The organism is Planomicrobium soli, from assembly GCF_003014655.1.
Taxonomy (GTDB): domain Bacteria; phylum Bacillota; class Bacilli; order Bacillales_A; family Planococcaceae; genus Planococcus; species Planococcus soli_B.
Genome location: NZ_PYAT01000003.1, coordinates 26252 through 51450 on the forward strand (window position 1 = coordinate 26252; position 25199 = coordinate 51450).

A 25199-nucleotide genomic window follows, 5' to 3' on the forward strand; every position below is an offset into this window, starting at 1 on the left:
AATCGACTGTTAACTTAATAATGGAGGTTAAATCATGCAAGAAATTATAAAATTATTGGATACAAATAAAAAAGGAGTAGCGGAATCAGCCATAATAGATACGGAACAAAAGCTGAACGTGCTATTCCCGACTCAGTATGTAGAATTGTTCAAATTGGCTAATGGCCCCGAGGTTGGGGAATGGATTTTATTCCCTATAAAAGATGCTAAAAATCTGAAAAAGACGTGGGATGATGTTGTCAGACAAAACACGGAAGTTTTAGATGAAGTAATTCCCGAAAATCTGATTGCGATTGCTGAAGATGGAACTGGAGATTACTTGTGCTTCGAAGTAGAAGATGGAAAAGCAGCTGATCCTATTTTTTTATGGCTTCATGAAACAACTGAGATGGAAGAGCTGGCCCCTTCTTTAAAAGACTTTATCGTCATCGCCCAAGAAGAAATGGAAGATTTTGAAGAAGACTGAAAGTAAATAAACCTCTAGTAAATAACATGCAGAAGCTTAATGCATCTTTCGCTCAATTTTATATCTTCGAATGAAAAATACAAAGTTTTTCTTAAATGGTTTCCGCTATTTCAAAATTGAAGATGCAAGGAGGCGTGCTGAAGTGAAAGTGTTTATTACAGTAAAAAGTGCAAGTTCCAGAAAGAAATACTTGAATCAGATGGCAGTAACTTTGCCGGAAACGATAGCTACGCTACAGGAGCTTGTGGAAGAACTCGTCAAACAAAATGTGAAAGCCGCCCATGCATCGCTTGAGCAGCAAGATCTGATCTCTTTTCTGACAGCAAATGAAACCGAAAACCAGCTGGCAGCAGGTAAAGTTGGATTTGGCTATACGTACGGGGAGCAAAAAACGGATTTAGAAAAGGCAGTGCAAGAAGTGGAATCCGGATTTAGAGACGGACTATACCGTGTTTTCATTAATGATGAAGAAGTGCTCGAATACAAAGGAACCATCAAACTAAGAGAACATGACACCTTGGTTTTTCTGCGGTTGACTATGTTGGCAGGGAGAATATGGTGAGCCAAAGGAGGAAACAGGATGACCCCGAAAATTGATGAGCAGTACTTGAAAGATCGTAAAGAAAAAGTCAATCGATTGCCGGAAGCCGATAAAGCGCTCGGCCAAAAGCTGGCCAGAGCCGCTACATTGGAAGATTATCATTATGACTCGCATATAAGGCGCTTGAAAAGAGAGTTAGAACGAGATGCTCCAAGTTTCGATGAGAAAATACATAAACTGAAGTTATTGACAGAGCAGCTCCTGCCTTCCTACTATGCAAAGGTTCTGGCCTACATCATTGAACATTCGACTGAGTATGCCTATACATCCGGTTATGATAGAAGGCCCTTTCGAACACCGGAACCATCAGCACATCTGGACCTAATTCTTTGGAAATGTGTGGGGCTCCATGCCTTTGCGTCATCTCAATTAAGTTTTTCAGAGCTGCTGACGCGCAAATCGAATTACGCCGAGTACAGCGTAGCGAGCGATATCTTCGCCTACGAAATTGATCGGCAGAATGACGAAGTACTGGAACTCATTCGGGACGCTGTTTTTGGCGACAACAATTATGCCTTGTTATCCAGAGACCTGATTAAAGGCATGGTGTTAAGCCACGATAGAGAAATGTACACCATGCTCGGGCAGCTTCTAGTGGCCGCAAGATTGCAGGAGGGGCTAAGGCAAAGCATTGTGGAAACGATGGATGAAGGGTGTCTGGACGCCACGATCTACTTGATGCATGTAATTATTGAACACGATCTTATCCGGTATAGTTCAGTAGCGCGGGCGATGAGTGTCTGGACCGGGATAGAGCTAGAAGTGGAAAATAAACGAGTTTTAAAACAAATCATTCACTATATGCATGAAGCGCTCACTGACGAATCATGCAGGACGGAGTGGCTCACCAGCGAGAACGCGGATAAATTATATATCAGCATATGGGCGACGGCCGTGCGGAATGAACTTCAGCTGAAGAGTGCTGTAGCAAAAGTCATGAATAGCGGGGCGCCTTATCAAAAAGTTGCGGCTTTGCATTTGCTTATGGAAAGCGAGAACCTGTACGTCAAATACGTGATTGCCGCTGATAATTTAGGTGTTTCATCGACCGAGATCGAAGCGATGATCATCGCCAACTATCCGGATACATATGACTACAAAGCAATTCACAAAATTCATTCCAATGGCGGAAGCAATAAAGACGAGTCGAATTACATACCTGAACTGGGAGATGAAATCGAACGAAATCGCCAGTTCTTAAAGTTGATGGAAATGTTTCAGGTTGCTCCCCAAAAAGAGCTTATCATTTCCTCTAAGCTATTCAACGGTGCTGAAATCCGGTACTCAAACGAGTCTGTCGCAAAAAAAATTCTGTATCTAATTTCTTATGATTACGATTCTCAAAAACTTAAAGCCCTTCTTGTATACAAGGCGCTGCTGGGGACAGACACGAGAGGCATCATTTTAAACAATTTCATGCATAATTTCGATGATCCCGTTCTAAGAGACTTTGTTTTTTCCAGTCTATCAGACCGGAGCAGCTACAACCGGGAGCTGGCCTTGAAAAAAATCAGCCAAATGACGCTAAATTCCGATGAAGTGCTTCGAGTGGAGGCGCTCTTGAAACTTAAAACTGGAACAGTCCGGCAAGCGGCGATAAAGCTTTTAATGAAATTGGATCAGCCAATGTTAAAAAGCAGCATCAGCCGTCTTGTTTCAAGTAGAAATGAGTTGCTGCGCCTTGGCGCGTTGGAACTTCTCACGGTTATCAAAGACAAAAAACCTAAGCAATATTCTTTTTTCCAGAATATACATCTGGCTGTCGAACACCCAACTCCGAAAGAACAAATCCTTTTGGATAAGCTGACGGTTCAAGAAGAAGATGGAGCTCAAGCTGGCTTCGGGTTATATGACACGAACCGAACGTTTCAGCTGTTAGAAGAACAGCCAGCAATTGAACCGCTATTGCTGCACGATTTCTTCAATCTAAAACTGGATCGCTTTAAAGAAATGTTGTCCGATCTGGATCAACTGGTTCATCAACATCGGAATGCATCATACGAAATAGAGGATTATGGTTCGACCGAAACTTATTTAATCGGCGCGGAAATCAACAGGGACAACTCCTATTACAGCGAAAATCAGCCAAAAGGAATTCGCACCCTTCCTATAACAGAAGTATGGGTCGACTTTTTTAAGGAAAAGAAAGTGACGCCTATGGAACTTTTTCAATTGGAAACTGTCTTTTCGCTGCAAATAGCCTATGGCTATTACCTGAAACTCTGTCAGATAGAAAGTGCTGGATCTACCCCTTCAAGTAAATGGAGAAAAGACCTGTTTGAATCACTCTACCCGGTAGAGACTTTAGCGGGTTTTTATGATAGTTACCAATCGATGAGATATAAGCAACAGCTAAGGGAAATTGTCGCCGCTTTTTTTGAAGATAGAAATAAACAGGCTTTCTTTAAAATGACCAGCCAAATTTTAGACTCTTTTATTAAAGGGATTCCTGAAGATGTGCGAAAAGAGCAGAGCGGCTTATTTGAGTATTTGGCTCACCCTTGGCTAGATTGGCTTTCGGAAGATTCAGAAGAAAAGCTGGATGATGATTCATTTAAACACTATTTCAAACTGAAATACCAGCTCTATACGGCGAAAAATTTCCGGAAATATCATCCGACTACAGAAGAAATCAACCGCGCATATGGGTTGGGACTCCTCGATAGAAACGAATGCTTCAAGGAATTATTGGATCGGAGCGGGGGAGAATACGGCCATCATCTATATCACCTGACACATCCGGGTTCATCGGGTAAATTCAAAGCGCTTGAGAAACTTAAAGAAGAAATAGTCGAGCGATTATTGGAAATCGAGTTGAAAAGAGGCGACCTTCCAACACCGGCTTCCAAATTGGCAGTGGAAATAGACCATTTTGAAGGAGCGGAATATTTCTTTTCCATCTTGAAGGCATTGGACGGTGAAACATTCCCTCGCGGTTATTTTTATTCGTTCGATAATCAATACTCGAAAAAAGACGTGTTGAGCCAGCTGCTGAAAAATTGCTATCCGTGTAAAGACGATAATGGCAAACGGCTGGCCCTTCTTTTCGAAGAGTTTTCGATACCAGACAAACGTTTGCTGGAAGCGGCCATGTACGCTCCGCAATGGACTGACATAATTTCTGCTCACCTTGGATGGGGTGGATTGAAAAAAGCAATCTGGTATTTTCATGCTCACACTAGCGAAAGTTTATCTTCTGAAAAAGAGACCGTGATAGCCCAGTACTCCCCAATATCACCAGAAGGGTTTAACGACGGAGCTTTTGATATAGGGTGGTTTAAAGAAGCATACGAGGAGCTGGGAAAAGAACGTTTTGATCTTTTATATGCATGTGCAAAATACATTTCATCAGGAGCCCTGCATAGAAGAGCGCAATTATTTGCAGATGCAGCCATGGGGAATTTGGATATAGAAGAGCTGAAAACAAGTATTCAAACAAAACGGAACAAAGAACATTTACTGGCTTATAGCTTGCTGCCTATTATCGCGAAATTTGAAGAAACCATTTTAGATCGCTATGACTTTATCCAGCAATTTCTAACAGAAAGCAAGCAGTTCGGGGCACAAAGGCGCGCGAGTGAAGCAAAAGTGGTGGAGATTGCATTGAAAAACTTAGCGCTAGCAGGTGGCTACGAAGACTTAACGAGAATGCGCTGGTCACTGGAAGGCAAAAAAATGGAAACCATTCAGCAATACACTGTTTCAGCTGAAGTGGAAGGATACCAGGCCCATATCGAAATCGACAATAGCGGCAAAAGCCGTCTTCGAGTCTTTAAAGGAGAGAAAGAACTTGCATCTTTACCCGCCAAACTCAAAAAGAATGACTATGTAATAACACTGAAAGAAATCCATTCAAAGTTAAAAGAACAATATAGCAGGAATCGGGCTGAACTAGAAAAATCAATGGTTTTGCAAAGTCCTTTCAGAAAACGCGAATTGGAACAGATGTTAAACAATCCGGTCGTAGCGCCTCTGGCGAAAAAATTAGTTTTTAAAATAGATGAGCGTTTTGGTTTTCTTGAAGAAAATGGACTTGTCCAAGAGAACGGAGACATTTATCCCTTCCAAGAGACGGACGTAGCCACGATAGCCCATTGTGTACATCTGCAAGAAAATGGGATTTGGGCAGCTTATCAACGAATTTTATATGATCAAAAGGTGATTCAGCCGTTCAAACAAGTATTCCGGGAGCTTTATGTGCTTAATGAGGACGAAAAGCTGGATGGGTATCGGTCATTGCGCTATGCTGGCCATCAGCTTCAGCCGGCAAAAGCAATTACGTTGTTCAGAGGGCGCTCTTGGACGGTCCATTACGAAGAAGGGCTGCAAAAAGTCTATCACCAGGAAAATATCATCGCGACTGTCGACGCACTGGCCGATTGGTATTCACCCGCAGACATTGAAAGTCCAACCCTTGAACAAGTGGCATTTTTTGACCGCAAAACCTATAAACCATTAAAGTTGCGCAGCATTCCGCCAATTCTTTTCTCGGAAACCATGCGGGATATCGATCTGGCAGTCAGTATCGCGCATGTCGGCGGCATCGATCCTCAAGCCAGCTTAACAACGATTGACATGCGAAAAGCGATTATACGCGAATCACTGAGGCTAACCAAGACGGCCAATGTCCGATTGGACAAGAATTTTGCTTTTATCGAAGGAAATCTCGGCGAATATGGAGTCCATTTGGGGAGCGGCTCCGTGCAAAAACTAGCCACAGGTTCACTCTATATCATTCCTGTCCATAGCCAACATAGAGGCAAATTGTTCCTGCCATTTTTAGATGAAGATCCGAAAACAGCTGAAATTTTAGCTAAAGTCCTTTTACTGGCTAATGATAAAACAATCAAAGATCCACATATACTGGAACAATTAAAAAATTAATGGAAAAGACCATCAATAAGGGATCGCTTGTTTAGCTTTTAGAAGAATAAAGCAGACAGAAGCATCTACCCGTCTGCTTTATTCTATTTAATCTACTCTAAAGTGTTGTGTTGTGGCGAAAAGTAAACACATCCAATAGTAGAGTTTTGATAAACAGGGTCTCCTATCAGAGTCAAAGATAGAACTTTTCTGGAGAGACCGAACGTTACTTGCAAGCAATGGAATCACATCCAAAGAGTCAGGAGGAGAAATAGATGTTAATCGACCTGTTTATCGAGGCATCTAAAGAAGAGAAAGCAGCACGATTTTTATCTTCTTTTATTGAATTAGCTGAAACCCACAGCATGAATGCTGCCACCATTGAGTTTGAGGAATATTGGAAAATAGACGACATGTATAAAATCGAATTAAGGGCTGGTGGACTGGCTAAAGATCAGCTGCAAAAGTTTATCTATCAAATTGCGTCTAAATGGTTGGAATTGCCTGGCGAATTGTTAGCTTCGAAAACAATGGAAGATTGTCTTATCCATCTGGAAAACCTTAATATGATCATCATTTATTTTGAATAACTTTACTACCCATAAAATCTTAAAGAGAAAAAAGCGGGGCAAGAGATGGATATTTTAAAGAAAGCACTTGTTATATTAATCTTTATGTCCATCATGGCTGCGTGTTCAAAAGGGGAACCTATTCAAACAGAAAACCTATCCACATATGGTGACTTACTAAATAGGATAACCGAACAAGGCATGGCTATTTCCATATCGACAGATCAGGAAACATACAAGATGCCTGTTAATCAGATCATGTTAACGATCGAGAACACGGGAAACGGCTCAGTAGAATTTGGCCCGGCTCTTTATCTTGAGAAGTTCCAGAACAACGAATGGCATCAAATTCCATATAAGGATTTTACGTTCGGTGATGAAGGTCTAGGTATTGAACTTGGCGAAATTTATGAAGAAGATGTTCCCCTCGACTAAATCAATTTTAGTTTAAGTAAAGGAAAATACTGTGTCGTAAAAGATTTTCTTGTGCACTTAGAAGAAAAAACGATTGCTGCAGAGTTTAGCGTTCAATGAAGTTTCGATTTACAATTTGAATTGTTTAGATTTTGACATAAACCCAAAAAGATTCCGATGGTTTTAAAAAGAAAAGTGAAGATAGTTAGAAATTGAGATATACGAATGTTAAAAAGATTTTCAGCTGTGATCATCAGTTCAATCATATTAACCTTAGGCATTTCACTAACCAGTCAGACTCCAGAAGAACAAAGAGATCCACATGTGTATTACATGGGCATATCGGAAGTTTTCATTTTCACTTTTTGGTTTTCCCTCATTTTCTATTCAGCTATAGGTATACCTTCTTCTTGGGTAATAGACAAAGGCAGACAAAGGTTCAATGTTGCTTCTTGCTATAAGCGCTATTTTAGAGGGAAGGCTTTATATTCTCTCGCAGGAATAATTTTTGGAGCGATTTTTTATTCTACGGTGGGATACATTCATTTTTTTCTGGATATTTTTTTAGAATCAATAGCTTTATGCCTTATTGCATCAATTTTGTACTTTCAGATTTTATGGATTTTTGAAAGAAAATTTTCAAAAACTCAAGCAAAAAAAAGAACGAACTCATAATAAGTAAGAAAGCAATTCGCAAGTTAGCACCTATGATGTACCATCAACCCGCTCTGGTATTTTGTTAATTTAGATGAAATAAGTTCCTAGGCTAATAGGTAAAAACAAAAGGATTCAAAGAAAGTGGAACTGAAAAAACTTCGGTGTTTAGAGAGGAGGAATAAATATGGAGAGGAAGGAAACTCGCCCTTCGTACATCTACATGGTAATTGCTTCGGTAAGCATGGCTTTACTGGGATTTAAACTCCTGGAATATTTAATGCTTGCCGGAGGAACGATTACGCCTAATTTCTTATTGATTTTTGCTAGTTTTTTTATACTGGTCCATTACATATACCATTTAGAACAAAAGGCTGGTGTCAGCAATAAGGTGATTTTGATTCAATCTCTTCTGCTTGCTCTATCAATATTTTTTCTCATGCACATTTTCACTAATTATTGAATGAGACTAAAGAGCAGCTACGCTACATATGATTTATCTAATACTTAGATACGATATTACAGAATAGAGGTGGATCCCAATAAAAGAAAAATGGAAAAGTAAAGAATACCAAAAGAATCCAATGGCTAACTTTTCTGATTCTATCAATAAAACTTTTACCGGGAATTTTAGCAGTATGGGCAATGTGGGGTGTACAACATCAGTTCTATTGATTTTACTTTGTATTATTATTCTTTATTTTAACTCTAAATAAACTCAGTATTAAATTAGGTTAGAATGAGTCTGAAAGTAACCTGATGATAATTGAATTATACAGACCTCTATAATTTTTTTATAAAAACCAAGGTAAATCAAAATAATAAATCTCGCAGGTAGGTTAAATGGAAAGCGAACGAGAGCAGTGATAAAAAGAAATGTTGGAAGAATACGGCTGGTAAATGGATATCGTTCTTGCTAAAGAATATGATGCCATCCATGCTAATTATCATACTCATAGCGTTCAAGAGAATTTTAGCCATATGGATTTTCAAATAGTACTTAGTATGGATCCTGAAATAGCACACCAAATATTCATTAATTTAAATACAATGCAAAGTTACTAACATTAAGTTTTTTAATCGAAGAGGAAGCTGTTTTTAAAATTAATGGACACAGAGTGGTGGTTTTTATTAATAACTGTCCTTTTAAGATATGCCAGGGAGGGCAGTGCCTAGTTTGAAAGTATGCCTTGTTTCACCCACTATTCAGAAAGATTCTGGGAAGTATGATTGTTTATTGCTTCTTTGAAAGTTTTAAATATAGTTCTCATGCTTTCATCTGCTATTCTTATCTATACAAAGGCGACAGGCCTATTAGTTGCCATACTTCCATTTGTTGCAGGAGCATTACTTTACACTTATATTCGTAAAGCATTCTCGGAACCAATAAAAACTTTAAATACAGGCTGCACGGAAGTCCGATGCTGTCTGAATAGGAAAATCAAAGAAGAGATCATTAGTGATCTCTTCTTTCTTAGTTTATAAAGTTGTGAATTTCGTATAAATTATCTTCAAATTCTTTATAGTAAATTTGTTTTTCTTCATCAGTCAGTCCTCCATACTCACCGCTGATAATGTTAGCTACTTTTAGAAGCTCCGAGAATTCTTTTGCCACTCCTAAATCTATCATTTCGCTTTTGTCAATAGATCTAAGAGCGATAAAAGTTATATCCTTTTCCGTGTTCTCTTCATCAACTGTTCCGCTATTCCAGTGATTCCAAGCGGTTTTTATATAATCCCTTGCATTTCCTTCATTAGCTACGTGTTCCGTGTTCTTTTTTGCGGAAACATCTTCTTCTGGTGCCAAGTTGACCCAAGCGATCAACAACACCATAGCAGAGAGCAAGGCTATAGGAAAGCCGACAATGATTTTCTTCATCCCATTCCTCCTATTCTATCTTCTTATTGTAACACAAGAAAACCCAGTTTTTATCCAATTAATCCAGCGTTAAGAGGATGAATTTTGTTTTTACTATTCTTTATAAGAAAAATACAAAAAGAAGTAAATGTCATCGCCATTAATAAACTGGTTCTTCTTCAATCTTGATAAGTTTTTCCACTTAATCAGCCTCAAGACGGAGTTTAAACTAATTCTCAGGTTCATTACACAAAAGCCGTTCAGACGTTAAAATGAAGTCAAGGGGAAAGAAGCCATAGAAAGCAGGGAAAACGATGAAAACTAAAAAGATAAGTAGATCTTTGAGAGTTTTGAGGAATGCTTTATTAGCTATGGTAACAGTATTTGTTATGTGGGCCGTTGCCAGTAATGTTACGACTGCGTATGAACAAAAAAAGTATCCGGCAACAGGTCAACTAGTTGAAGTAGACGGTAACCATATGCATATCTATACAAAGGGCAATGGGGAAAATACTGTCATTTTATTAAGTGGATTGGGTACTGCAGCACCAGTATTGGATTTTGAACCTTTACTAAATGAGATGTCAAAGAAGAACAAGGTTGTAGTGGTAGAGTTATTTGGATATGGCTGGAGTGATAGGACCGAAAAGGAACGAACCGTGGAAAATATAACGGAAGAAATAAGAATAGCATTACAAAAAGCGAATATAGAAGGCCCATATATACTGATGCCGCATTCCATTTCGGGAATCTATAGCATGTATTACGCCAATAAATATCCAGAGGAGATAAAAGCGATTATCGGAATTGACCCTACATTGCCAAAGCAATTTGACTATCGTGGCGATTCTGCCCCTACTCTACCCAACTTGATCGGTCTAGCAGCACCAACTGGAATTACAAGATTGATATCCTCTTTGAGCCCGGATATTTTCCTCCCGTCAGCCGCGGATGCTACTTATTCCGAAGAGAATATGAAAATGTTGAAAACTCTTTTCGCTTGGAATGGCTACAACAAAAATGTAATCGCTGAAACAAATGAAATACAGTATACCGTTGATAAGATGATTGATATGACGTTTCCGTCAGATTTACCGGTCATGATTTTCACCCCTGAAGAAAATAAAGTAATCGATGAAGACGGGAAATCCAAGGTGATTTATTATCAAGCGCAGTTAAGTCATGGTTCTTCCAATAAACTTGTCACCTTAGATGGAGGCCATTACCTGCATTGGACTCGGTATAAAGAGATGAGCCAATATGTTAACGAATTCGTCGAAGCTCATCAAAGATTGCCTTTACCGAATTGATAACGATGACGGTCCTCCGGCTTTGACCTTTAACTTCCACCTGGTTTCGGCTCACTTAGTGATGGCCCAAGGGACTCACTTCTGAAAATGGCCGATTTACAATGCGGCTAGCCCTATTGCTTGGGAAATGAATAATAATTTATGCATAAAAGGAAAAGAAGCCGTTCAAGTTGAGTGGCTTCTTTTCCTTTTATCTAGATTAATGTACTATGATGGCGGTTCTCTCTTTCAGAAGCGGCTGCTCCATGTTTAATCTCACTTTCAAAAAAGAACTTACTCTAATAAAGTAAAAATTGGAATTTACTAGCATAGCTTGATGTGCAATGTTAATCTAGGTTAAGTGCCGAGGTTTTTAGAAAATTATGCAACTAGTATAGAGGAGTCTAAAATGAAAAAGAAAATGAACTATTCAATCGTCCTTCTAACGGCCATCTTTCTGGCTGGTTGTACCGATGTCGAAGATGCATCTAATGCCGAAGCAGAAACAGATGCACAAGAAGTATCCGTGGTAGAAACAGATAATAGCAACGAAAAAGTAGAAACGATCCCTGTTGTTGAGGAACCGGCAGCGGTAGAAACACCTGCTCAATCCACTAATGAACTGTTCGAAGACTACGAATTGATTAAAGTGGATGGCGGTGATTTGTCCGGAACTCGTGAACCGAACGCCGTCACTGACATCGGTTATGGCGATCGGGAGTATTGGGCCTTTACGAATGAATATGGGCAGCTCGTGCGTGTCATTGCCGACGAACTCGTACTGCAAGATGACACAAGCGAACCTGTAGAGTCGTCTGGCAGATACTATCCGGACGAGGCGAAGGTTCCGGGTGTCGAAAGTGATGTTTTGGATGAAGGGCATGTTATTGCGGATTCACTTGGCGGTGTATCAAATGCTTATAACATTACCCCGCAAGAGAGCACGCTCAACCGCCATGGCGACCAAGCCTATATGGAAGAAGTAATCCGCAGCGCAGGCGGAGCAACAGATTTTGAAGCCGTTATCACCTATCCGGATACGGAAACGCAGATTCCATCAAGTTATCAATACACCTATACGGTAATGGGGAACGAGGTCGTCGATACTTTTGACAATGTGAACCCGGATGAAGTAAACGCATCTCTCGGTTTAACAGGAAGCGAGCCTTCTGATTCCACAAGTTCAGATACAGGCAGTGAGCCCTCAAGTTCTACTGGTACAAACACAAACGGTGATGTTTCGAGTGTGGATACAAACGGCAATGGCCAGGTGACGATCAAAGAAGCAAAAGCAGCGGGTTTTAGTATGCCGATAACGAATGATCATTGGTTATATCCACATATGCGAGATAATGATAAAGACGGTATGGTCGGCGAGTAAGCCACTGGAACGTTGCGGTAAAACAAATGAACGAAAGAGCAGTTTCCTGTTGGTACAATAAGTTTTAAGAGCTTCAATATTTAAGTTCGGTTTATTTCAATATTAAAAGAAAAGTTTGTTCTACTAATCGAACTTTTCGGTAATAATAGAATTTCTATTGAAAAGAAAGTACATAGAATAATTCTAAAGTTTACATATCAATGAGTTGCCGTCAGTATCTATAGGCATCGAAATACCCCAGTAATCCTTATTAAACGAGGTTGCTGGGGTATATTTCATTTACCGTAAACTCAAGATATCATAGCTTTTTATAAGCCAAGTGAATACCGTATCTTTAGTTCGAAGCCATATTTCTTTTTGTATTATCCATTGGGGGATGTTTCTTTTTCCATTGTCTTTCTATATAACCGGTTCCAAATAAAACGCCGGCTACGATGAACAAAAAGCCGATCAACTGATAAGCGGTAATGGTTTCATTCAGAAAGATAGCCGCGAACAGGAGGCCGAAAAAAGGCACAAAGTTATTAAATAAGGCAGTTTGTCCTGCACCGATTTGCTGAATCGCAGCATTGAATATCATATATCCTGCCCCTGTAGCCACGATTCCTGACAGGAAAAACAAAACGTAGATAAACAGCGGGGCAGAAGCCATTTTGCTGACCCCGGTTGGCTCAGCCATAAAGCTGACAATCAACAACCCAATCGATCCAGCCAGGTACATAATTGTTGTTACCTGTTTTGAGTCCAGTGACGCCGTTGCTTTTTTCACGAAGATGAAACTGATAGCTTGAGCCAGCATAGCGCCGAATAAAATCCATTCTCCCATGGAAAATTGCATGCCGCTGAAAGATCCGCCCTGGATAAAAAAGACGCCAGTTAAGGCCAGTATGAAACCCATACTCCGTAATTTCGTTAAGTGTTCGCCTAAAAAGAACACGCCTAGTAAAGCAGTTGTAAGCGGCACTAATGCGAGAATCAAAGATGCGCTCGAAGCATCAATCATGGTCAACCCGGTTGCCATAAACGAGTGGTGTAAAATGACGCCAAATAGCATGCCTAGTAACGTATAAATCCATTCCCTTTTCGATAAACGACGAAGTGATTTTCCAAGAACAATTACAAGTAATGCTGTAATTCCAGCCAGCATAATCCGGAATGCCGTCATGGTCTGAACAGGCAATTCCTCCACAAGCACTTTGATCATCACAATATTAAGTCCCCAAATAGCAGTGACAGAGAACACCAAACCGTATGTCAGTAATAATCGTTTTTGATGCATGCACACACCTCCTTTGAATCTCCCGAAGCTGAAATCAGGAGAGGTCCAGCCAGTTAAAGTTTTTAAGTTTTGAAACTTTGTTCTCCTTGTGAATTCTATGATTTAATAATCCTCGGAATGTAACCCGCATGAGGAAGGAAATTATCAATAATGTCTTTTGTTTTGAGCTTCAGATAGCCGGTTGTCGTCCCGTCGCTGCAGCCATACCACTCCTTTGTCACTACATCCTGATCCACAACGACCTGCACTTGTTTGTCCGTATCCATTAACAGACTGAATACAGTGGCAGCACCGATTTTGACACCCAAAATACTTTCCATTAGTTCAACAGGGGCGAAGGATACGCGTGAGATTCCGAGCGCACTGCTGAAGTCCTTGGATTTGAAAGACTTCTCGCCATTTGTGATAAACAGGTAAAATGCTGACTTTTTGCTGTTGCAAAGGAAGAGGGTTTTCACCATTTCCATTTCCAGCTTCCGGTTAATTTCCACACAGTCTTCCATCGAAATCGCTTCGTCAGTCTCCACTCGTTCAAATGGAATCAATAATTTGTCCAATGATTCATAAGCTTTTTCTTGCAGGGGGGATTGAAAGGCAGTTGGTGCTGTGTTCATTACATCACTTACAAAAAACAATGTTTCTTTCCCTTCTTTCCTCAAATTGATTTTTTCCTAGTAATAACATATCATGTGTTCATACATAACAATAACGAACATTTAGCATGTTATCCATGACAAAAACAGATGAAAGGAGGAGAAGTATGAATATCCAAAAATTCCTGGTATTTGTGAAAGTAGCTGAACTCGGTAGTTTTACGAAAGCTGCTGAAGCATTAGACTATACTCAGTCGGGAATCAGCCGAATGATTCATGATCTAGAAACGGAATGGAAGGTCTCGCTTTTTGAAAGAAGCCGTTCCGGTATCAGTTTGACTTCAGATGGAATGAATTTACTTCCTCAGGTAAAGCGTATTTGTAATGAGCACGAAATTTTGTTGACACGAGTTAATGATTTACACCATATACAGACCGGAATGATTCGGATTGGAACTTTTTCCAGCGTAGCAAGTCACTGGTTGCCGAACATTATTCGGGCTTATAAGAAGGACTTTCCACAAATCGAATTTGAATTTTTACTTGGCGATTATACGGAAATCGAAAACTGGACTTTAACGGGTCGTGTTGATTTCGGATTTGTCCGGTTGCCGTCAAAAACAGACCTCGAAACAATTTTCTTAGAGAAAGATCGGCTGCTGGCTGTAGTTCCGGCAGATTATCCACTTGCGAATTGTGAAAAATTTCCGATCCAGGAACTGCAAAATAGTCCATTTATGTTGCTGGAAAAGGGATCAAAGGCAGAAGTGGCTGAAATTTTCGAGAAGCACCAAATTATGCCCCGGATTAATTTTACAACCTGGGATGATTATGCCATCTTGTCCATGGTGGAAAAGGGGCTCGGGATTAGTATCTTACCGGAATTGATTTTGCGGCGTATCCCGCACAAAATTAAAGCAATTGAGCTTGAAGTTCCTGCTTATCGGAATATTGGCCTTGCTATGAGAGAACAAAAATCCCTTTCCTTGGCCTCTAAACGATTTTTAGACTATCTATCCTATCGGAATGAAAAATAAAAAAGGGTAATGAATCACAGTGGTAGGGATTTATGAGAACTCATTACCAGTTAACATATGAGGGTTATAGGAAGGAAAGGAGTGATACATATTACTTCTTTCCTTCATTTGTTCGTTTAAGTGTACTTTTACGAGGGGTTTTATTCAAGAAAGCAAAGGTAATATTTCCTCTACATATTATGGGAATTAATGTTAATCTAATGTAAATGATAGTTACATTCGAAAAGTGAGGAATATGAGTAAGGAAGAAATAAAATATGAAGGAGAATATATGTATGGTTGAGAAAAGATCAAGAAAGCTTAATCTAATTCCTTTTCTTACAAGTGTTATTTTAGTTCTATGCATTCCTTATATTTTTGACATGAAAACAATAACTTTAGGTATGGAGTATAGAGGTTTTCCGTTTAATTGGTTGGCAGTATACCCTAGTAACGGTATTAGTTTTAAAGGGCTTGGTTTCTTGGTTGACGTAGTAGTGTTTTATTGGCTGATGACATTACTTATAAACAAATTGAAGAAAAAACGTGGAAAACCTTAATGAATGCAACTTAGTGGTTTTTATGTTGCATTCATTTTCTAGTCAAAGGCCGGTATAAAAAGTATTGAAAAAGCAGTTGCATCCAACTGAATGATTTAGGAGGAGTAAATGTGCATCCAGTATTTCTAGGAATTATCTTATTTTCTTTACTCGTTTCTTCTCTGATATGCCTTTGGATTATAAAAACAAAAGTTAGCAAATGGACAAGAATTTTGGTGGCCTTTTCTGTAAACGCGCTAATCCTTTCAATTGCTTCAGCTTTTCTTTATAAATTGGACGTTCAAACTTTCCATAAACAAACAGAAGGCTTATTTGATTCAATGGGCATAGGGACATTAGTTTTTTTCGTTCCAATAAACACATTTATAACTATTCTTGTTATGGAGTTCATCAAAAATAAAAGGGAACGTACAGGTAATGAACGACCAATTTGAAAGCTACCATGCTGAAGAGTTCAAATGTCATTTCAGTTTCGAACAGTTGAAAACCAAACTAAAACTCCTCCAGCCTGAGGAACAACTGGAAGCAGAAGAAAAGCTGCAGCAAAATATCCATTATACCTCCCTGGTGCTCAAAAGAATCAAGACCATTTCACGCTAAAGCAAAGAATTCGTTTCTCTGCTTGACTGATTGAATTGCTGAATTACTAAATCTGGTTTCTATTAAAGGCTTATGAAATGTCGAAAGCCTAAAACGGTGGGTAAGAAGTGTTGTTCACATGCATTCAAACGATGAAATAGTACTGAAAAAAATGAGTCCACTCTGCTGGAGGTGTTTGGGATGTTCAAGTCATACCAAAGCTTAGATTATAAAGGGAAATTAAGAAGAACGATTTGGGTGTCGGCTTTCTCCGTTTTTCTAATCACCATGATATTTGCGTTTCCGAGATTCCCCCATCGAATGAATCTTCTCTTTTCGCTTGGTCTTATTGCGTCCTGTATATACCAACTGCAAAGGGATTACAAAAGATGCAAAAAAGAAGAGCGGCGAAAAGGTTTAAGCTGAATTTGCGGATTTTTGCTTATGACAGAAAATGCGCGTGATCAAAACTACCTGCGTTTCTATTGCCTATGTATGTAACTTATGCGCAGATAAATTGCATACAGGACTATTAATAGGAAAACAATCAACCTTATGATAGATCGAAAAAGCTTTGATCAGAATTAAGGTACTGAAAACTTAAACAGCAAAGGGAATCATCTAAACTTTATAAAGCAGCACTATGTATCTTAAGGAGGCAGACATGAAAGAAGTTATCATAAAAGAAACAGACAAGTTAAAAGGGCTAAAGTTAAGAACTGCCGGGAGAGCCGCCAATCTATTCTGGTTGGGCTTTGGCGAAATAATTCCTATCACTCGCAGAGGTGAAACCGAAGAAGCACCTGAATTTGCCCTCCATATTCAATGTGCTTGGCGCCTGAGTGCCAACTTTAAAATTGTAGTTGCGTCACAGGACCTTTTTGTTCCCCGTTCTGACTGGGCGGAAGATGATGAAGAATTCGAGTGGGATATTCCTGGAAATAATCGCTTCGATGAACGAATAACGGATTTTCTTAAGGTTGCCGCTGGAACCTTGTTTATCACAGAGGTGCAAGTGGATTCCCTGGGTGGGTTGAAAATTTTGATGTCAAATAGCTTTGTGTTGGAAGTGTTTCCGGATTCAAGCGAAGAGTGGGAATTCTGGCGATTTTTTAACCGCCAACAGAACAGCCCACATTTTGTCGTTTCCGTCAATGGAGTAGAATACGTCTAATCTTTGGGATAGGAGCAAGGACAAGTAAATAACTTGCAATTTTGAATATAACTTATTGGTAATTAAGTTACATTCAATTATGGAATAGCAGGTATTTATTAAAAGAGCGCTTCTTCTATGAGCAGCATGAATTACATACATTTATTCTCAAAGTATTTCTTAAAATCTAACTCGTATTCTAGGAATTTATTATGCAGAAGACAATTTCCGTAAGCCATTCCAAAAATTCAATTCATCGGGTATTATTCAATCTCGTATAGTCTTATTTATTATTTTCAGGCTTGGAGTACTTCTTCACAGAGTTATGAAAAATTCCAATCAGTTTCTAAGAAAACGAGGTTTCTATTGGGAATCATAGCTGGATTAACTGCAGTTCTTTCAAGCAGGTATCTGTTAAGCGTCCAATTATGTATGCAGCTTAATGTGGATCAAGTTACATTCAATGCCTTTAGTTCGATAAGCTTCGAGGAACAAAAAAAGAAAGTAGATTTGCTAGAAAAAATAATACATAAAATAGACTTATTAATAACGCTTTAAGAGGCGAATTTTTATATGGATACTAGTTAACATATAATGGCTGATCAGAAGCTGATTTAAGACAGAAGGAGAGAAGATGCGGACACTACTGCATCTTCTCTCCCTTTTAGTCTGTAGAAGTATACTTTTACGAGCGCACGCCTCATAGCAAGTTACGGTAATTATTCTTTTAATTAAAGCATAAAGTTTTCACTTTCTCTTTAAGGTTCTTTTAAGGTTTCTTCTTGATAATGTAAACAAAGCTTATGTCATGACTAAAAATGAACTGAATAATAGGAAGGTGAGATTTTTGAAGAAGCGGAACAAGAACACAATAATGTTAATTGTATTAATAATTTTGCTTTTCCTTGGTTTGAATACAGATCTATTACAAAACGTTATTTCCGGAAATATACAGGTTTTTACTTCGAAAATAGGGGGAGAGGGGAATATAGCTTACACTTTGATGATCACTTTGATCATAATGTTGATTCATAATGCACTTCCTGTTATTCCACTTTTTCTAGTTGTTTTGATAAACAATAGCTTATTGGGTTCTCAATTTGGTCTAGCATGGAGTGTTCTAACTAGTACTCTTTGTGCAGTAATTGTATTTTTAAGTGCTCGATATGCCCTGCAAGATTTGATAGTAAAAAAAGTTAGTAAAACTTTCTTTAGCAAGGTAGAACGAAACGGATTTTGGTACGTATTGGGCACGAGACTCTTTCCTCTTGCTCCGACAAGTATGCTTAATGTTGTTTCTGGCATAAGCAATGTTCGACTTTCTCACTTTACTTTCGCGACAGCAATCGTGAATCTTATTTTTATCACTTTGTACTTTCTTCTTCAGGAGGGGTTAGTATCACAAGGCATTAATAAATTCGAAATCGGGATCGTTCTTTTCTCAGGAGCTCTTCTTTATTACTTTATAAGAAAAATCACATCGCGAATAAAAATTTCAAAAATCCATTTGGCTAAATGAACCCCAATAAAATGAGTATGTGAATGATCAAATTTAAAAATAGACCTCCCGCTTATTAGCTAATAAATGGAGGTCTATTTTGAATGATAAGGCAAGGTAAGCTAAACATGAACGGCTTATAAAGGAATAACCGCGTCTTTCTCTTTTAGAGCAGGGGTTTTTGCTGCTCGATTGGCCTGGTTTCTTCGAACCCCTAATTCATTCTGAACCCTTAAAAGTATGGCCGATTCGAGCTTACGCTCGTATGGTTCAGACTCGGATTCCGGCTCGGCGAGGGAGTCCTTAGTGTATTTGAATTAATTCTGTTAAAGAAATATCTATATTACGTATGACAATTCAAAAAAACTGGCAGACCGCTCAATTACAGATGGTCTGCCAGTTGGTATTCTAAACTCGTTCATCTTCTTTTTCTCTGATAACTTTTCAAGTCGATGGGTATAGCGATCCTATTTTCTTCCCATTCCGTGATGGTGGCCTTTTCCCAGTACAGGGCGGTCAACGCCAAGTTCCGCTAATTCTGCTTCAGCTTTGTCGACGATCGCTTGTGCTTTCTCTTTCGCCGCTTCATCCAAATCTGCAAAAAGATCTTGTTTTTCGCGTTTTTCCGGCAAGCTGACTCCTAAAGCTTTCAATTGAGTACGAGCTTCCTCGTGTGTGAGGGTACCGGCTTTTTCCTGCTCACGGATAGCTTCTGCTTTTGCCTTTGCATCTTCATCTAAGTTAGCGAACGGATCTTGTTTTTCACGTTTTTCAGGGAGAGTTGCGCCGAGCGCCTCAAGTTGCTCCTGAGCTTCTTCGTGGGTCAGTGTATTTTCTTTCAGCTGTTTCAGGATCGCTTGTGCTTTCGTTTTTGTTGCTTCATCCAAATTTGCAAAAAGGTCCTGTTTATCACCTTTTTTTGGAATTGCAACTCCTAAAGCTTCCAATTCTTCTGCAACGCGGTTATGGATCTCTTGTACTTTGGTTTTCGTCGCTTCATCTAATTCTTCGAAACCATGTCTATTTTGTTCTTTTGTTTCTACTGTCGATGTGGTCGTGTCAGTCGATTCAGCAGCGTATGTGATTGTTCCGCCTATAGCTCCTAAAGTCAAAGCACCCGATAAAGCATAAGCAAATAATTTTTTTCTCATTGTTTCTTCCTCCTCGAATAGAATATTTTCATTTCGCAGTTTGTGGTATAGAGCCATTGCCTCATTAAATCAGATCTGAGACGCGCAGTAGTTCCAGACCGTTGCTTGCTGAAATGTTTGTTGCTAAAGCTATTATTAAAAACAAACCTTAAATCAACCTTAAAATACAAAAACAATTTGCTTTTATTTTATTTGATCTTATAATCAAGTCTATTATTGCTATTCCAGCGATTGAAGCAAAGGAGCCCTGCAAATGAAATTGTTAATCATAGAAGATGATCAGCATCTTTCTAATACAATTAAAGAAACCACACAAGAAATGTTCGAGGCACATCAGGCGTTTGATGGGGAGGAAGGCTTGTTCTTAGCGGAACAAAACATCTTCGATTGCATCATTCTTGATATTATGATGCCCGGCATGAATGGATATGAAGTATTAAATGAATTAAGGGCAGGCGATAATACGACACCAGTTATCATGCTGACAGCAAAAGACGGCATCAGCGACAAAATCCAAGGGTTTAAAGCCGGTGCCGATGATTATTTGGTCAAGCCTTTCCACAGGGAGGAATTGCTCTTGCGGCTGGAGGCGATTGTCCGCCGTTCTGGCGGGGAGTTGAAGGAAAATACATTGACTTTCAAGGACTTGAAGCTGAATATCAAAAACAAGATGGCTTTTATCGGGGAAGAGCCCGTAAAGTTGAATGGAAAGCAGTTTGATCTTCTTGAATATCTGTTGAATAATATAAACATTATTTTAACGAAAGAGCAGATTTTCGACCGTATATGGGGGTTCGAGTCGGATACTTCAACCACTGTAGTGGAGGTATATGCCAGCAACCTAAGGAAAAGCTTGAAAAAATTCAAGTACGATTCCTATATTAAGACGTTCCGGGGGCTTGGCTATATGCTGTCAGAAAACGGTGGGGCAGATGAATAGAAAGTCCGTTTTCAGGAAACAGCAGCTCCGGTTTATGACATTAAATCTTTTGGCGTTCAGTGTTATTTTTACGATCTTTGGATTTATTATCTTCAACCAAGTACAAAGTACCTTGTTTTCCAAAACCGACGAGGGAATGATGAACTTTAAGGAAATGATGGTCGAAAATCCATTTCGGGAAAAGAGGATTCCGCCAAACAGGGAAGAACAGCCACGTCGCCCTGATTCCAGAGGACCCAATCCAAATCCTCGGATTATCGTGCTCGACTGGAACGAAAATGGAGAAATCGTCAATGAGGACCAAATCGGAACTTTATTATATGAAAATCATTTTGATAACTATACAGTAGACGCTGAAAATTTGAACACGTTCACTAATATTACATTTGATGAAGCATACACTTTCAGGTATTTGCTATTCGAAGATGAAAATCCGTCTGATGAGGTTGCCTACACTCAGCTGTTGGTTAATATCGATCCCGAACAGACGATTATTGAAAACTTTGGAAGGTTGCTGATTGTCTGCTCGCTGATTTTTATCATCTTGTCGATTTCTGCAAGTTATTACCTATCAAAGAAAATGATGAAACCCATTATTCAATCGTGGAACAAACAAGCGGAATTTGTGGAAAATGCTTCTCATGAACTGCGCACTCCCTTAACCATCATTCAAAACAAATTGGAATTGATGTTGACGGCGCCCCATGAAAAAATTATGAATAAATTTGAAAACATTGCCCTTAGCTTGTCGGAAACGAGGCGTCTGTCGAAATTGACTTCGGACCTCTTGACCTTGGCCAGGGCGGATTCAGCTGAACTCCAGCTTTCCAAGCAAACCATACCGATTGATTCTTTTATCAGTAATACGACTGCCCCTTATAAGGAAATTGCAGAGTCCCAGGACAAGTACTTATGGCTCGATTTAAACTCCAATATGAATATGGAAGCGGATGAAAGCCGTATTCATCAGCTCTTGGTCATTTTGCTTGATAATGCCTTGAAATACACAGAGGAAAAGGATAGCGTCGGAGTCAAAACTTATTTAGAGGATCAAAAAGTGGTCATCGAGGTCAGTGATACAGGTGTCGGCATAAAAGAAGAAAATATTCCACACATCTTTGACCGCTTTTATCGCGAGGATAAGGCGCGTTCACGGGAAACCGGCGGTATGGGGCTTGGCCTGTCAATCGCCCAGTGGATCGTCGCCAGCCATTCCGGAACGATCAGCGTATTGCCGAACAAACGGCAAGGAACCATTTTTAAAGTGAAATTGCCAAAGTAAGAGATCATAAATTTGTGATCTCTTTTTTTATTGTTTATTAAAACATTCGAGTGTGGAAGAAGGTTTTTTTATTTTTTCTGCAAGCTAATGTTGATTTCCCACTCTGGGACATAATTCTTCCAATGAACAATACGTTATTTGATGAAAAATTGCCGGAAGCTTCCACCTAGCCTTAGGGAGCTGTTTTGATAAAGCAGATAATGACAATCATTCAGCAACCCATTGGGATCTGGTCTCGATACAGCGACTCGACTATGGCGGAGGAGAAATTTATTTTGATGGCACACTGACCCGGAAAGATGGCCGATTTGTGCTGCCACTTTTAAGTGGACTAAACCCAGAAAAACTCTTGGAAGAATAGAAACTCCTGTACTGAATGACTAGTTAACATAATTGTTTCCTAAAAAGTACATATGCGACCGCTTAGTGTGGAAACGCATTCGTGTATTCCATAGTGCTGTTACTGAAGTAATCTCCACATTGTGGTAAACACATTTTGATTCATTTCAAAATATACACCCATAAACCCGCAATAGATATATCCATCCTTGAGTAGAGTTAGGCGGATCCTTGAACCGTCATCCAAGTGAACAGTCAGCTCTTTATATTCCTCATTATTCTGGGAGTCTCCGATTGGATCGGAGTTTTGTTCATGGGGTAGAGGTTTTGAGTTATTCAGCTCTTCTAAGGAGGTATACAATACGGCCATATCTGAAAGCGGCTCATAATTTTTAAGACAGTTATCCCAATCACTAATAGTATAATTTCCGTTTACCATGAGAATAGCAAGAATATTATGTATTTTCATAAAATTGTGATAAAATTGTTTTCGAAGGAGCTTCATATTTTTAGTTATGATATGAAAGTCTTAACCAATTTTTGGTACTGGGTTTCAGGGGACTGAATTTTAGTACATATTCAGTTTAATATTTTAGGAAAGGGAGGAAAAACGATGACGAAAGATTCGTGGTCAAGATTACTGTTCCTTATGATGTTGATCTTTGTAATGGCTTTGGCAGCATGTGGTGGCAATAATGAAACTTCAGACCAAGAACCAACGGGTGACACAACAGAAGAAAATACTGATGAGGATGCTGACGAGAGCCCTGAAACAGCAGAAGGTACTGAGGAAGGCACTGAAGAAGACGCTGGCGAGGGCGCTGAAGAAGGCACTGATGGAAGTGCAGAATCTGAACCAAAAGTTACTGAGTTTGAACCGGCATTTCCAGAACAGACAAGAGCACCTGCAGTAAAAACTGAAACAGAACTTAATGTGGAAGTTGTTGCTGAGGGTCTTGGCGTGTCTTGGGGTATGGAAGAGTTTGAACCAAACCGCTTGTTTGTTACGCAAAGAGATGAAGCAGAACTTCTTATTGTAAACCTTGAAGATGGCTCTGTTTCAGAACCAATTCAAGGTACACCAGAAGTAAATAACGCAGGTCAGGGTGGCTTACTTGATGTAACCGTTGCACCTGATTTCGATGAATCAAGAATGGTATTCTTGACGTATTCTGAAGATGCCGATGATGGTACTGTAACTGCTGTCGGTAAAGGTGTTTTATCAGAAGATGAAACTTCACTTGAAAATTTCGAAACAATCTTCCAAGCATTACCGGCATATGATGGTGACTTGCACTATGGTGGACGTATAATTTTTGATGAAGATGGCAACCTGTTCTTAACAACTGGTGAGCGTTCAGATGATCCAATTCGCGAACGTGCACAAGACTTGGATGCTTATTTAGGGAAAGTCATTCACATTACACAAGATGGAGAAGCAGTAGAGACGAATCCATTTGTCGAAGATGAAGACGCACTGGATGGTATTTACAGCTACGGTCACCGTAATATTCAAGGTGTGGACTTCCACCCTGAAACAGGAGACTTATGGATTATTGAATTCGGTCCACAAGCTGGGGATGAACTGAATATTGTTGAACCAGGCAATAACTATGGATGGCCAATTGTTTCTTATGGTATCGAGTACACTGGTGAATTAATCAATGATGGTATTTCAGAACACGAAGCGCAAGGCTTTATTGAACCAAGATATTATTGGGATCCAACAAGTGCGCCAAGTGGTAGTTCATTCTATGATAACGACGCAATTCCTGAATGGGAGAACAACTTGTTCATCGGTGGTTTAGTGTCGAGCTATATTGCACGTGTCGTTATTGAAGGTGACACCATCGTTGGAGAAGAACGTCTATTAACTGATGAAGGCGAACGTTTCCGTGATATTCTTGTAACTGAGGATGGCGCGCTTATTGCAGCCACTGATGGCGGTAAGATTTATAAGATTACTGCAGCAAGTTAAGGTGACACAGTTGAAAGCACACAAGAAGACGATGTTGATACTGATGAAGACGGCGACGCTGAATGATTTATTATTCTCTAAAAGCACCCAACCTTATGTCAATGTCATTAACTTAAGGCGCTTGACAATATTAAAGAAGCAGGCATTCATGGAAATCCATGAATGCCTGCTTCTTTTTTGCTGCCTGTGCAGATTGGAAATATAAAGGTGGTATGATTGAAATGACTTGGTGGACGGACAGAGCTGCTGACAGCGAAATGAGGAAATTAGAAAAGTGTCTATCATGCAGGAAACCATGGAAGCGTTCAAAAACTTTTTAGAATAAGGCCAGGTGATTTACCTGGAAGATATTCGTGAAGGCAACCCACAGGCGTTTACACGCACGCGGAAAACGATCCCTTAGAAGCTCTTGCTTCAAATGTTTGCCCAGAAAGGGCACTCCCAATTTTCCGAGCTTTTGAACTTCTATGAGAGTCTGGACCAACCATTGGATATTACGACCGCAGGGTTCTATAAAGCCCGAATGAACTATAACCCGAATGCCATTAAACTCATGATGAAAGCTTACCTGTCCTTGATCTATGAAAATAATGATTCCAGCCTGTGAACTGAATGGCTACATTGGGACGGTAGCAAGGAATCGATGCAATTCTATGAAAGGATTGGATGCAAGAGTATAGGTTCAATGAAGAAAACCCCAGTTTGAAAGTGAATTCAATAAATAATAGTTTTCATA

The 25199-nt window shown here is 39.5% G+C and carries 22 protein-coding genes and 1 pseudogene; 19 read left to right on the forward strand and 4 right to left on the reverse strand.

Going from position 1 to position 25199, the window contains the following annotated elements; translation table 11 throughout:
- The first annotated feature begins 34 nt into the window (after positions 1-34).
- From B0H99_RS04270 to B0H99_RS18200, 8 genes are all read left to right on the forward strand, one after another.
- Complete coding sequence (locus tag B0H99_RS04270) at positions 35-466, forward strand: SMI1/KNR4 family protein (RefSeq protein ID WP_106532410.1); 432 nt, start codon at positions 35-37, stop codon at positions 464-466.
- Between the two features lie 142 nt (positions 467-608).
- On the forward strand, positions 609-1028 hold the full coding sequence (locus B0H99_RS04275) for a hypothetical protein (RefSeq protein WP_106532411.1): 420 nt from the start codon (positions 609-611) through the stop codon (positions 1026-1028).
- An 18-nt stretch (positions 1029-1046) separates the two neighbouring features.
- Positions 1047-5951: a DUF4132 domain-containing protein gene (locus tag B0H99_RS04280; protein WP_106532412.1), complete on the forward strand. Its 4905-nt coding sequence runs from the start codon at positions 1047-1049 to the stop codon at positions 5949-5951.
- 254 nt (positions 5952-6205) lie between these two features.
- Complete coding sequence (locus tag B0H99_RS04285; RefSeq protein WP_106532413.1) at positions 6206-6520, forward strand: hypothetical protein; 315 nt, start codon at positions 6206-6208, stop codon at positions 6518-6520.
- 45 nt (positions 6521-6565) lie between these two features.
- Complete coding sequence (locus B0H99_RS04290) at positions 6566-6934, forward strand: immunoglobulin-like domain-containing protein (RefSeq protein ID WP_106532414.1); 369 nt, start codon at positions 6566-6568, stop codon at positions 6932-6934.
- 204 nt (positions 6935-7138) lie between these two features.
- Complete coding sequence (locus tag B0H99_RS04295; protein ID WP_146137241.1) at positions 7139-7588, forward strand: hypothetical protein; 450 nt, start codon at positions 7139-7141, stop codon at positions 7586-7588.
- A 166-nt stretch (positions 7589-7754) separates the two neighbouring features.
- Complete coding sequence (locus tag B0H99_RS04300; protein WP_106532416.1) at positions 7755-8030, forward strand: hypothetical protein; 276 nt, start codon at positions 7755-7757, stop codon at positions 8028-8030.
- Between the two features lie 79 nt (positions 8031-8109).
- Positions 8110-8283 (forward strand): DUF6366 family protein, encoded by a 174-nt coding sequence (locus B0H99_RS18200; protein ID WP_425440379.1) that lies wholly within the window; start codon positions 8110-8112, stop codon positions 8281-8283.
- Between the two features lie 758 nt (positions 8284-9041).
- Here the strand turns inward: B0H99_RS18200 and B0H99_RS04305 are convergent.
- A complete protein-coding gene (locus tag B0H99_RS04305) occupies positions 9042-9446 on the reverse strand; it encodes a hypothetical protein (RefSeq protein WP_106532417.1) in 405 nt (134 codons plus the stop codon).
- A 293-nt stretch (positions 9447-9739) separates the two neighbouring features.
- Between B0H99_RS04305 and B0H99_RS04310 the strand changes: the two genes are divergently transcribed.
- Together B0H99_RS04310 and B0H99_RS04315 are read left to right on the forward strand one after the other, a co-directional pair.
- Complete coding sequence (locus B0H99_RS04310) at positions 9740-10735, forward strand: alpha/beta fold hydrolase (protein ID WP_106532418.1); 996 nt, start codon at positions 9740-9742, stop codon at positions 10733-10735.
- 388 nt (positions 10736-11123) lie between these two features.
- Entirely contained in the window at positions 11124-12095 is a 972-nt protein-coding gene (locus tag B0H99_RS04315; protein ID WP_106532419.1) for a DNA/RNA non-specific endonuclease, read from the forward strand.
- A gap of 334 nt (positions 12096-12429) precedes the next feature.
- Here the strand turns inward: B0H99_RS04315 and B0H99_RS04320 are convergent, their stop codons facing one another.
- Together B0H99_RS04320 and B0H99_RS04325 are read right to left on the reverse strand one after the other, a co-directional pair.
- Positions 12430-13374, reverse strand: coding sequence for a DMT family transporter (locus B0H99_RS04320; RefSeq protein ID WP_106532420.1), 945 nt, complete (start codon positions 13372-13374; stop codon positions 12430-12432).
- A gap of 95 nt (positions 13375-13469) precedes the next feature.
- The gene (locus tag B0H99_RS04325) at positions 13470-14009 is read right to left on the reverse strand and encodes a YbaK/EbsC family protein (protein ID WP_106532748.1); all 540 of its coding nucleotides are present in this window, start codon (positions 14007-14009) and stop codon (positions 13470-13472) included.
- Between the two features lie 125 nt (positions 14010-14134).
- On the opposite strand from B0H99_RS04325, the gene B0H99_RS04330 reads away from it, so the two are divergent.
- The 5 genes from B0H99_RS04330 (at position 14135) to B0H99_RS04365 (ending at position 18794) form a co-directional block, all read left to right on the forward strand.
- On the forward strand, positions 14135-15004 hold the full coding sequence (locus B0H99_RS04330) for a LysR family transcriptional regulator (protein ID WP_106532421.1): 870 nt from the start codon (positions 14135-14137) through the stop codon (positions 15002-15004).
- Positions 15005-15279: 275 nt separating this feature from the next.
- Positions 15280-15543 carry a hypothetical protein gene (locus B0H99_RS04335; RefSeq protein WP_106532422.1) on the forward strand — a complete coding sequence of 88 codons (264 nt, stop codon included), beginning with the start codon at positions 15280-15282 and terminating at the stop codon, positions 15541-15543.
- Positions 15544-15653: 110 nt separating this feature from the next.
- A complete protein-coding gene (locus B0H99_RS04340) occupies positions 15654-15977 on the forward strand; it encodes a hypothetical protein (RefSeq protein ID WP_106532423.1) in 324 nt (107 codons plus the stop codon).
- An 809-nt stretch (positions 15978-16786) separates the two neighbouring features.
- Entirely contained in the window at positions 16787-17296 is a 510-nt protein-coding gene (locus B0H99_RS04355) for a hypothetical protein (protein WP_106532426.1), read from the forward strand.
- An 853-nt stretch (positions 17297-18149) separates the two neighbouring features.
- On the forward strand, positions 18150-18794 hold the full coding sequence (locus B0H99_RS04365) for a TVP38/TMEM64 family protein (RefSeq protein ID WP_181313565.1): 645 nt from the start codon (positions 18150-18152) through the stop codon (positions 18792-18794).
- 446 nt (positions 18795-19240) lie between these two features.
- Here B0H99_RS04365 and B0H99_RS04370 read toward each other — a convergent pair whose 3' ends face one another.
- On the reverse strand, positions 19241-19924 hold the full coding sequence (locus B0H99_RS04370; RefSeq protein WP_106532429.1) for a hypothetical protein: 684 nt from the start codon (positions 19922-19924) through the stop codon (positions 19241-19243).
- Positions 19925-20177: 253 nt separating this feature from the next.
- On the opposite strand from B0H99_RS04370, the gene B0H99_RS04375 reads away from it, so the two are divergent.
- From B0H99_RS04375 to B0H99_RS04395, 4 genes and pseudogenes are all read left to right on the forward strand, one after another.
- Positions 20178-20864, forward strand: coding sequence for a response regulator transcription factor (locus B0H99_RS04375; RefSeq protein ID WP_106532430.1), 687 nt, complete (start codon positions 20178-20180; stop codon positions 20862-20864).
- Between the two features lie 34 nt (positions 20865-20898).
- The gene (locus B0H99_RS04380; RefSeq protein ID WP_342750489.1) at positions 20899-22146 is read left to right on the forward strand and encodes a sensor histidine kinase; all 1248 of its coding nucleotides are present in this window, start codon (positions 20899-20901) and stop codon (positions 22144-22146) included.
- Between the two features lie 119 nt (positions 22147-22265).
- A pseudogene (locus tag B0H99_RS17990) lies at positions 22266-22507 on the forward strand (aminopeptidase); the annotation flags it as partial.
- A 591-nt stretch (positions 22508-23098) separates the two neighbouring features.
- Positions 23099-24463 carry a PQQ-dependent sugar dehydrogenase gene (locus tag B0H99_RS04395; protein WP_106532433.1) on the forward strand — a complete coding sequence of 455 codons (1365 nt, stop codon included), beginning with the start codon at positions 23099-23101 and terminating at the stop codon, positions 24461-24463.
- Positions 24464-25199: the final 736 nt, after the last annotated feature.

Bases quoted from the DNA above. Each gene is read 5' to 3' on its own strand.
- B0H99_RS04270 (WP_106532410.1), top strand. From the start codon at position 35: ATGCAAGAAATTATAAAATTATTGGATACAAATAAAAAAGGAGTAGCG.
- B0H99_RS04280 (WP_106532412.1), top strand. From the start codon at position 1,047: ATGACCCCGAAAATTGATGAGCAGTACTTGAAAGATCGTAAAGAAAAA.
- B0H99_RS04285 (WP_106532413.1), top strand. From the start codon at position 6,206: ATGTTAATCGACCTGTTTATCGAGGCATCTAAAGAAGAGAAAGCAGCA.
- B0H99_RS04290 (WP_106532414.1), top strand. From the start codon at position 6,566: ATGGATATTTTAAAGAAAGCACTTGTTATATTAATCTTTATGTCCATC.
- B0H99_RS04295 (WP_146137241.1), top strand. From the start codon at position 7,139: ATGTTAAAAAGATTTTCAGCTGTGATCATCAGTTCAATCATATTAACC.
- B0H99_RS04300 (WP_106532416.1), top strand. From the start codon at position 7,755: ATGGAGAGGAAGGAAACTCGCCCTTCGTACATCTACATGGTAATTGCT.
- B0H99_RS04305 (WP_106532417.1), bottom strand. From the start codon at position 9,446: ATGAAGAAAATCATTGTCGGCTTTCCTATAGCCTTGCTCTCTGCTATG.
- B0H99_RS04310 (WP_106532418.1), top strand. From the start codon at position 9,740: ATGAAAACTAAAAAGATAAGTAGATCTTTGAGAGTTTTGAGGAATGCT.
- B0H99_RS04315 (WP_106532419.1), top strand. From the start codon at position 11,124: ATGAAAAAGAAAATGAACTATTCAATCGTCCTTCTAACGGCCATCTTT.
- B0H99_RS04320 (WP_106532420.1), bottom strand. From the start codon at position 13,374: ATGCATCAAAAACGATTATTACTGACATACGGTTTGGTGTTCTCTGTC.
- B0H99_RS04330 (WP_106532421.1), top strand. From the start codon at position 14,135: ATGAATATCCAAAAATTCCTGGTATTTGTGAAAGTAGCTGAACTCGGT.
- B0H99_RS04335 (WP_106532422.1), top strand. From the start codon at position 15,280: ATGGTTGAGAAAAGATCAAGAAAGCTTAATCTAATTCCTTTTCTTACA.
- B0H99_RS04355 (WP_106532426.1), top strand. From the start codon at position 16,787: ATGAAAGAAGTTATCATAAAAGAAACAGACAAGTTAAAAGGGCTAAAG.
- B0H99_RS04365 (WP_181313565.1), top strand. From the start codon at position 18,150: ATGTTAATTGTATTAATAATTTTGCTTTTCCTTGGTTTGAATACAGAT.
- B0H99_RS04370 (WP_106532429.1), bottom strand. From the start codon at position 19,924: ATGAGAAAAAAATTATTTGCTTATGCTTTATCGGGTGCTTTGACTTTA.
- B0H99_RS04375 (WP_106532430.1), top strand. From the start codon at position 20,178: ATGAAATTGTTAATCATAGAAGATGATCAGCATCTTTCTAATACAATT.
- B0H99_RS04380 (WP_342750489.1), top strand. From the start codon at position 20,899: ATGACATTAAATCTTTTGGCGTTCAGTGTTATTTTTACGATCTTTGGA.
- B0H99_RS04395 (WP_106532433.1), top strand. From the start codon at position 23,099: ATGACGAAAGATTCGTGGTCAAGATTACTGTTCCTTATGATGTTGATC.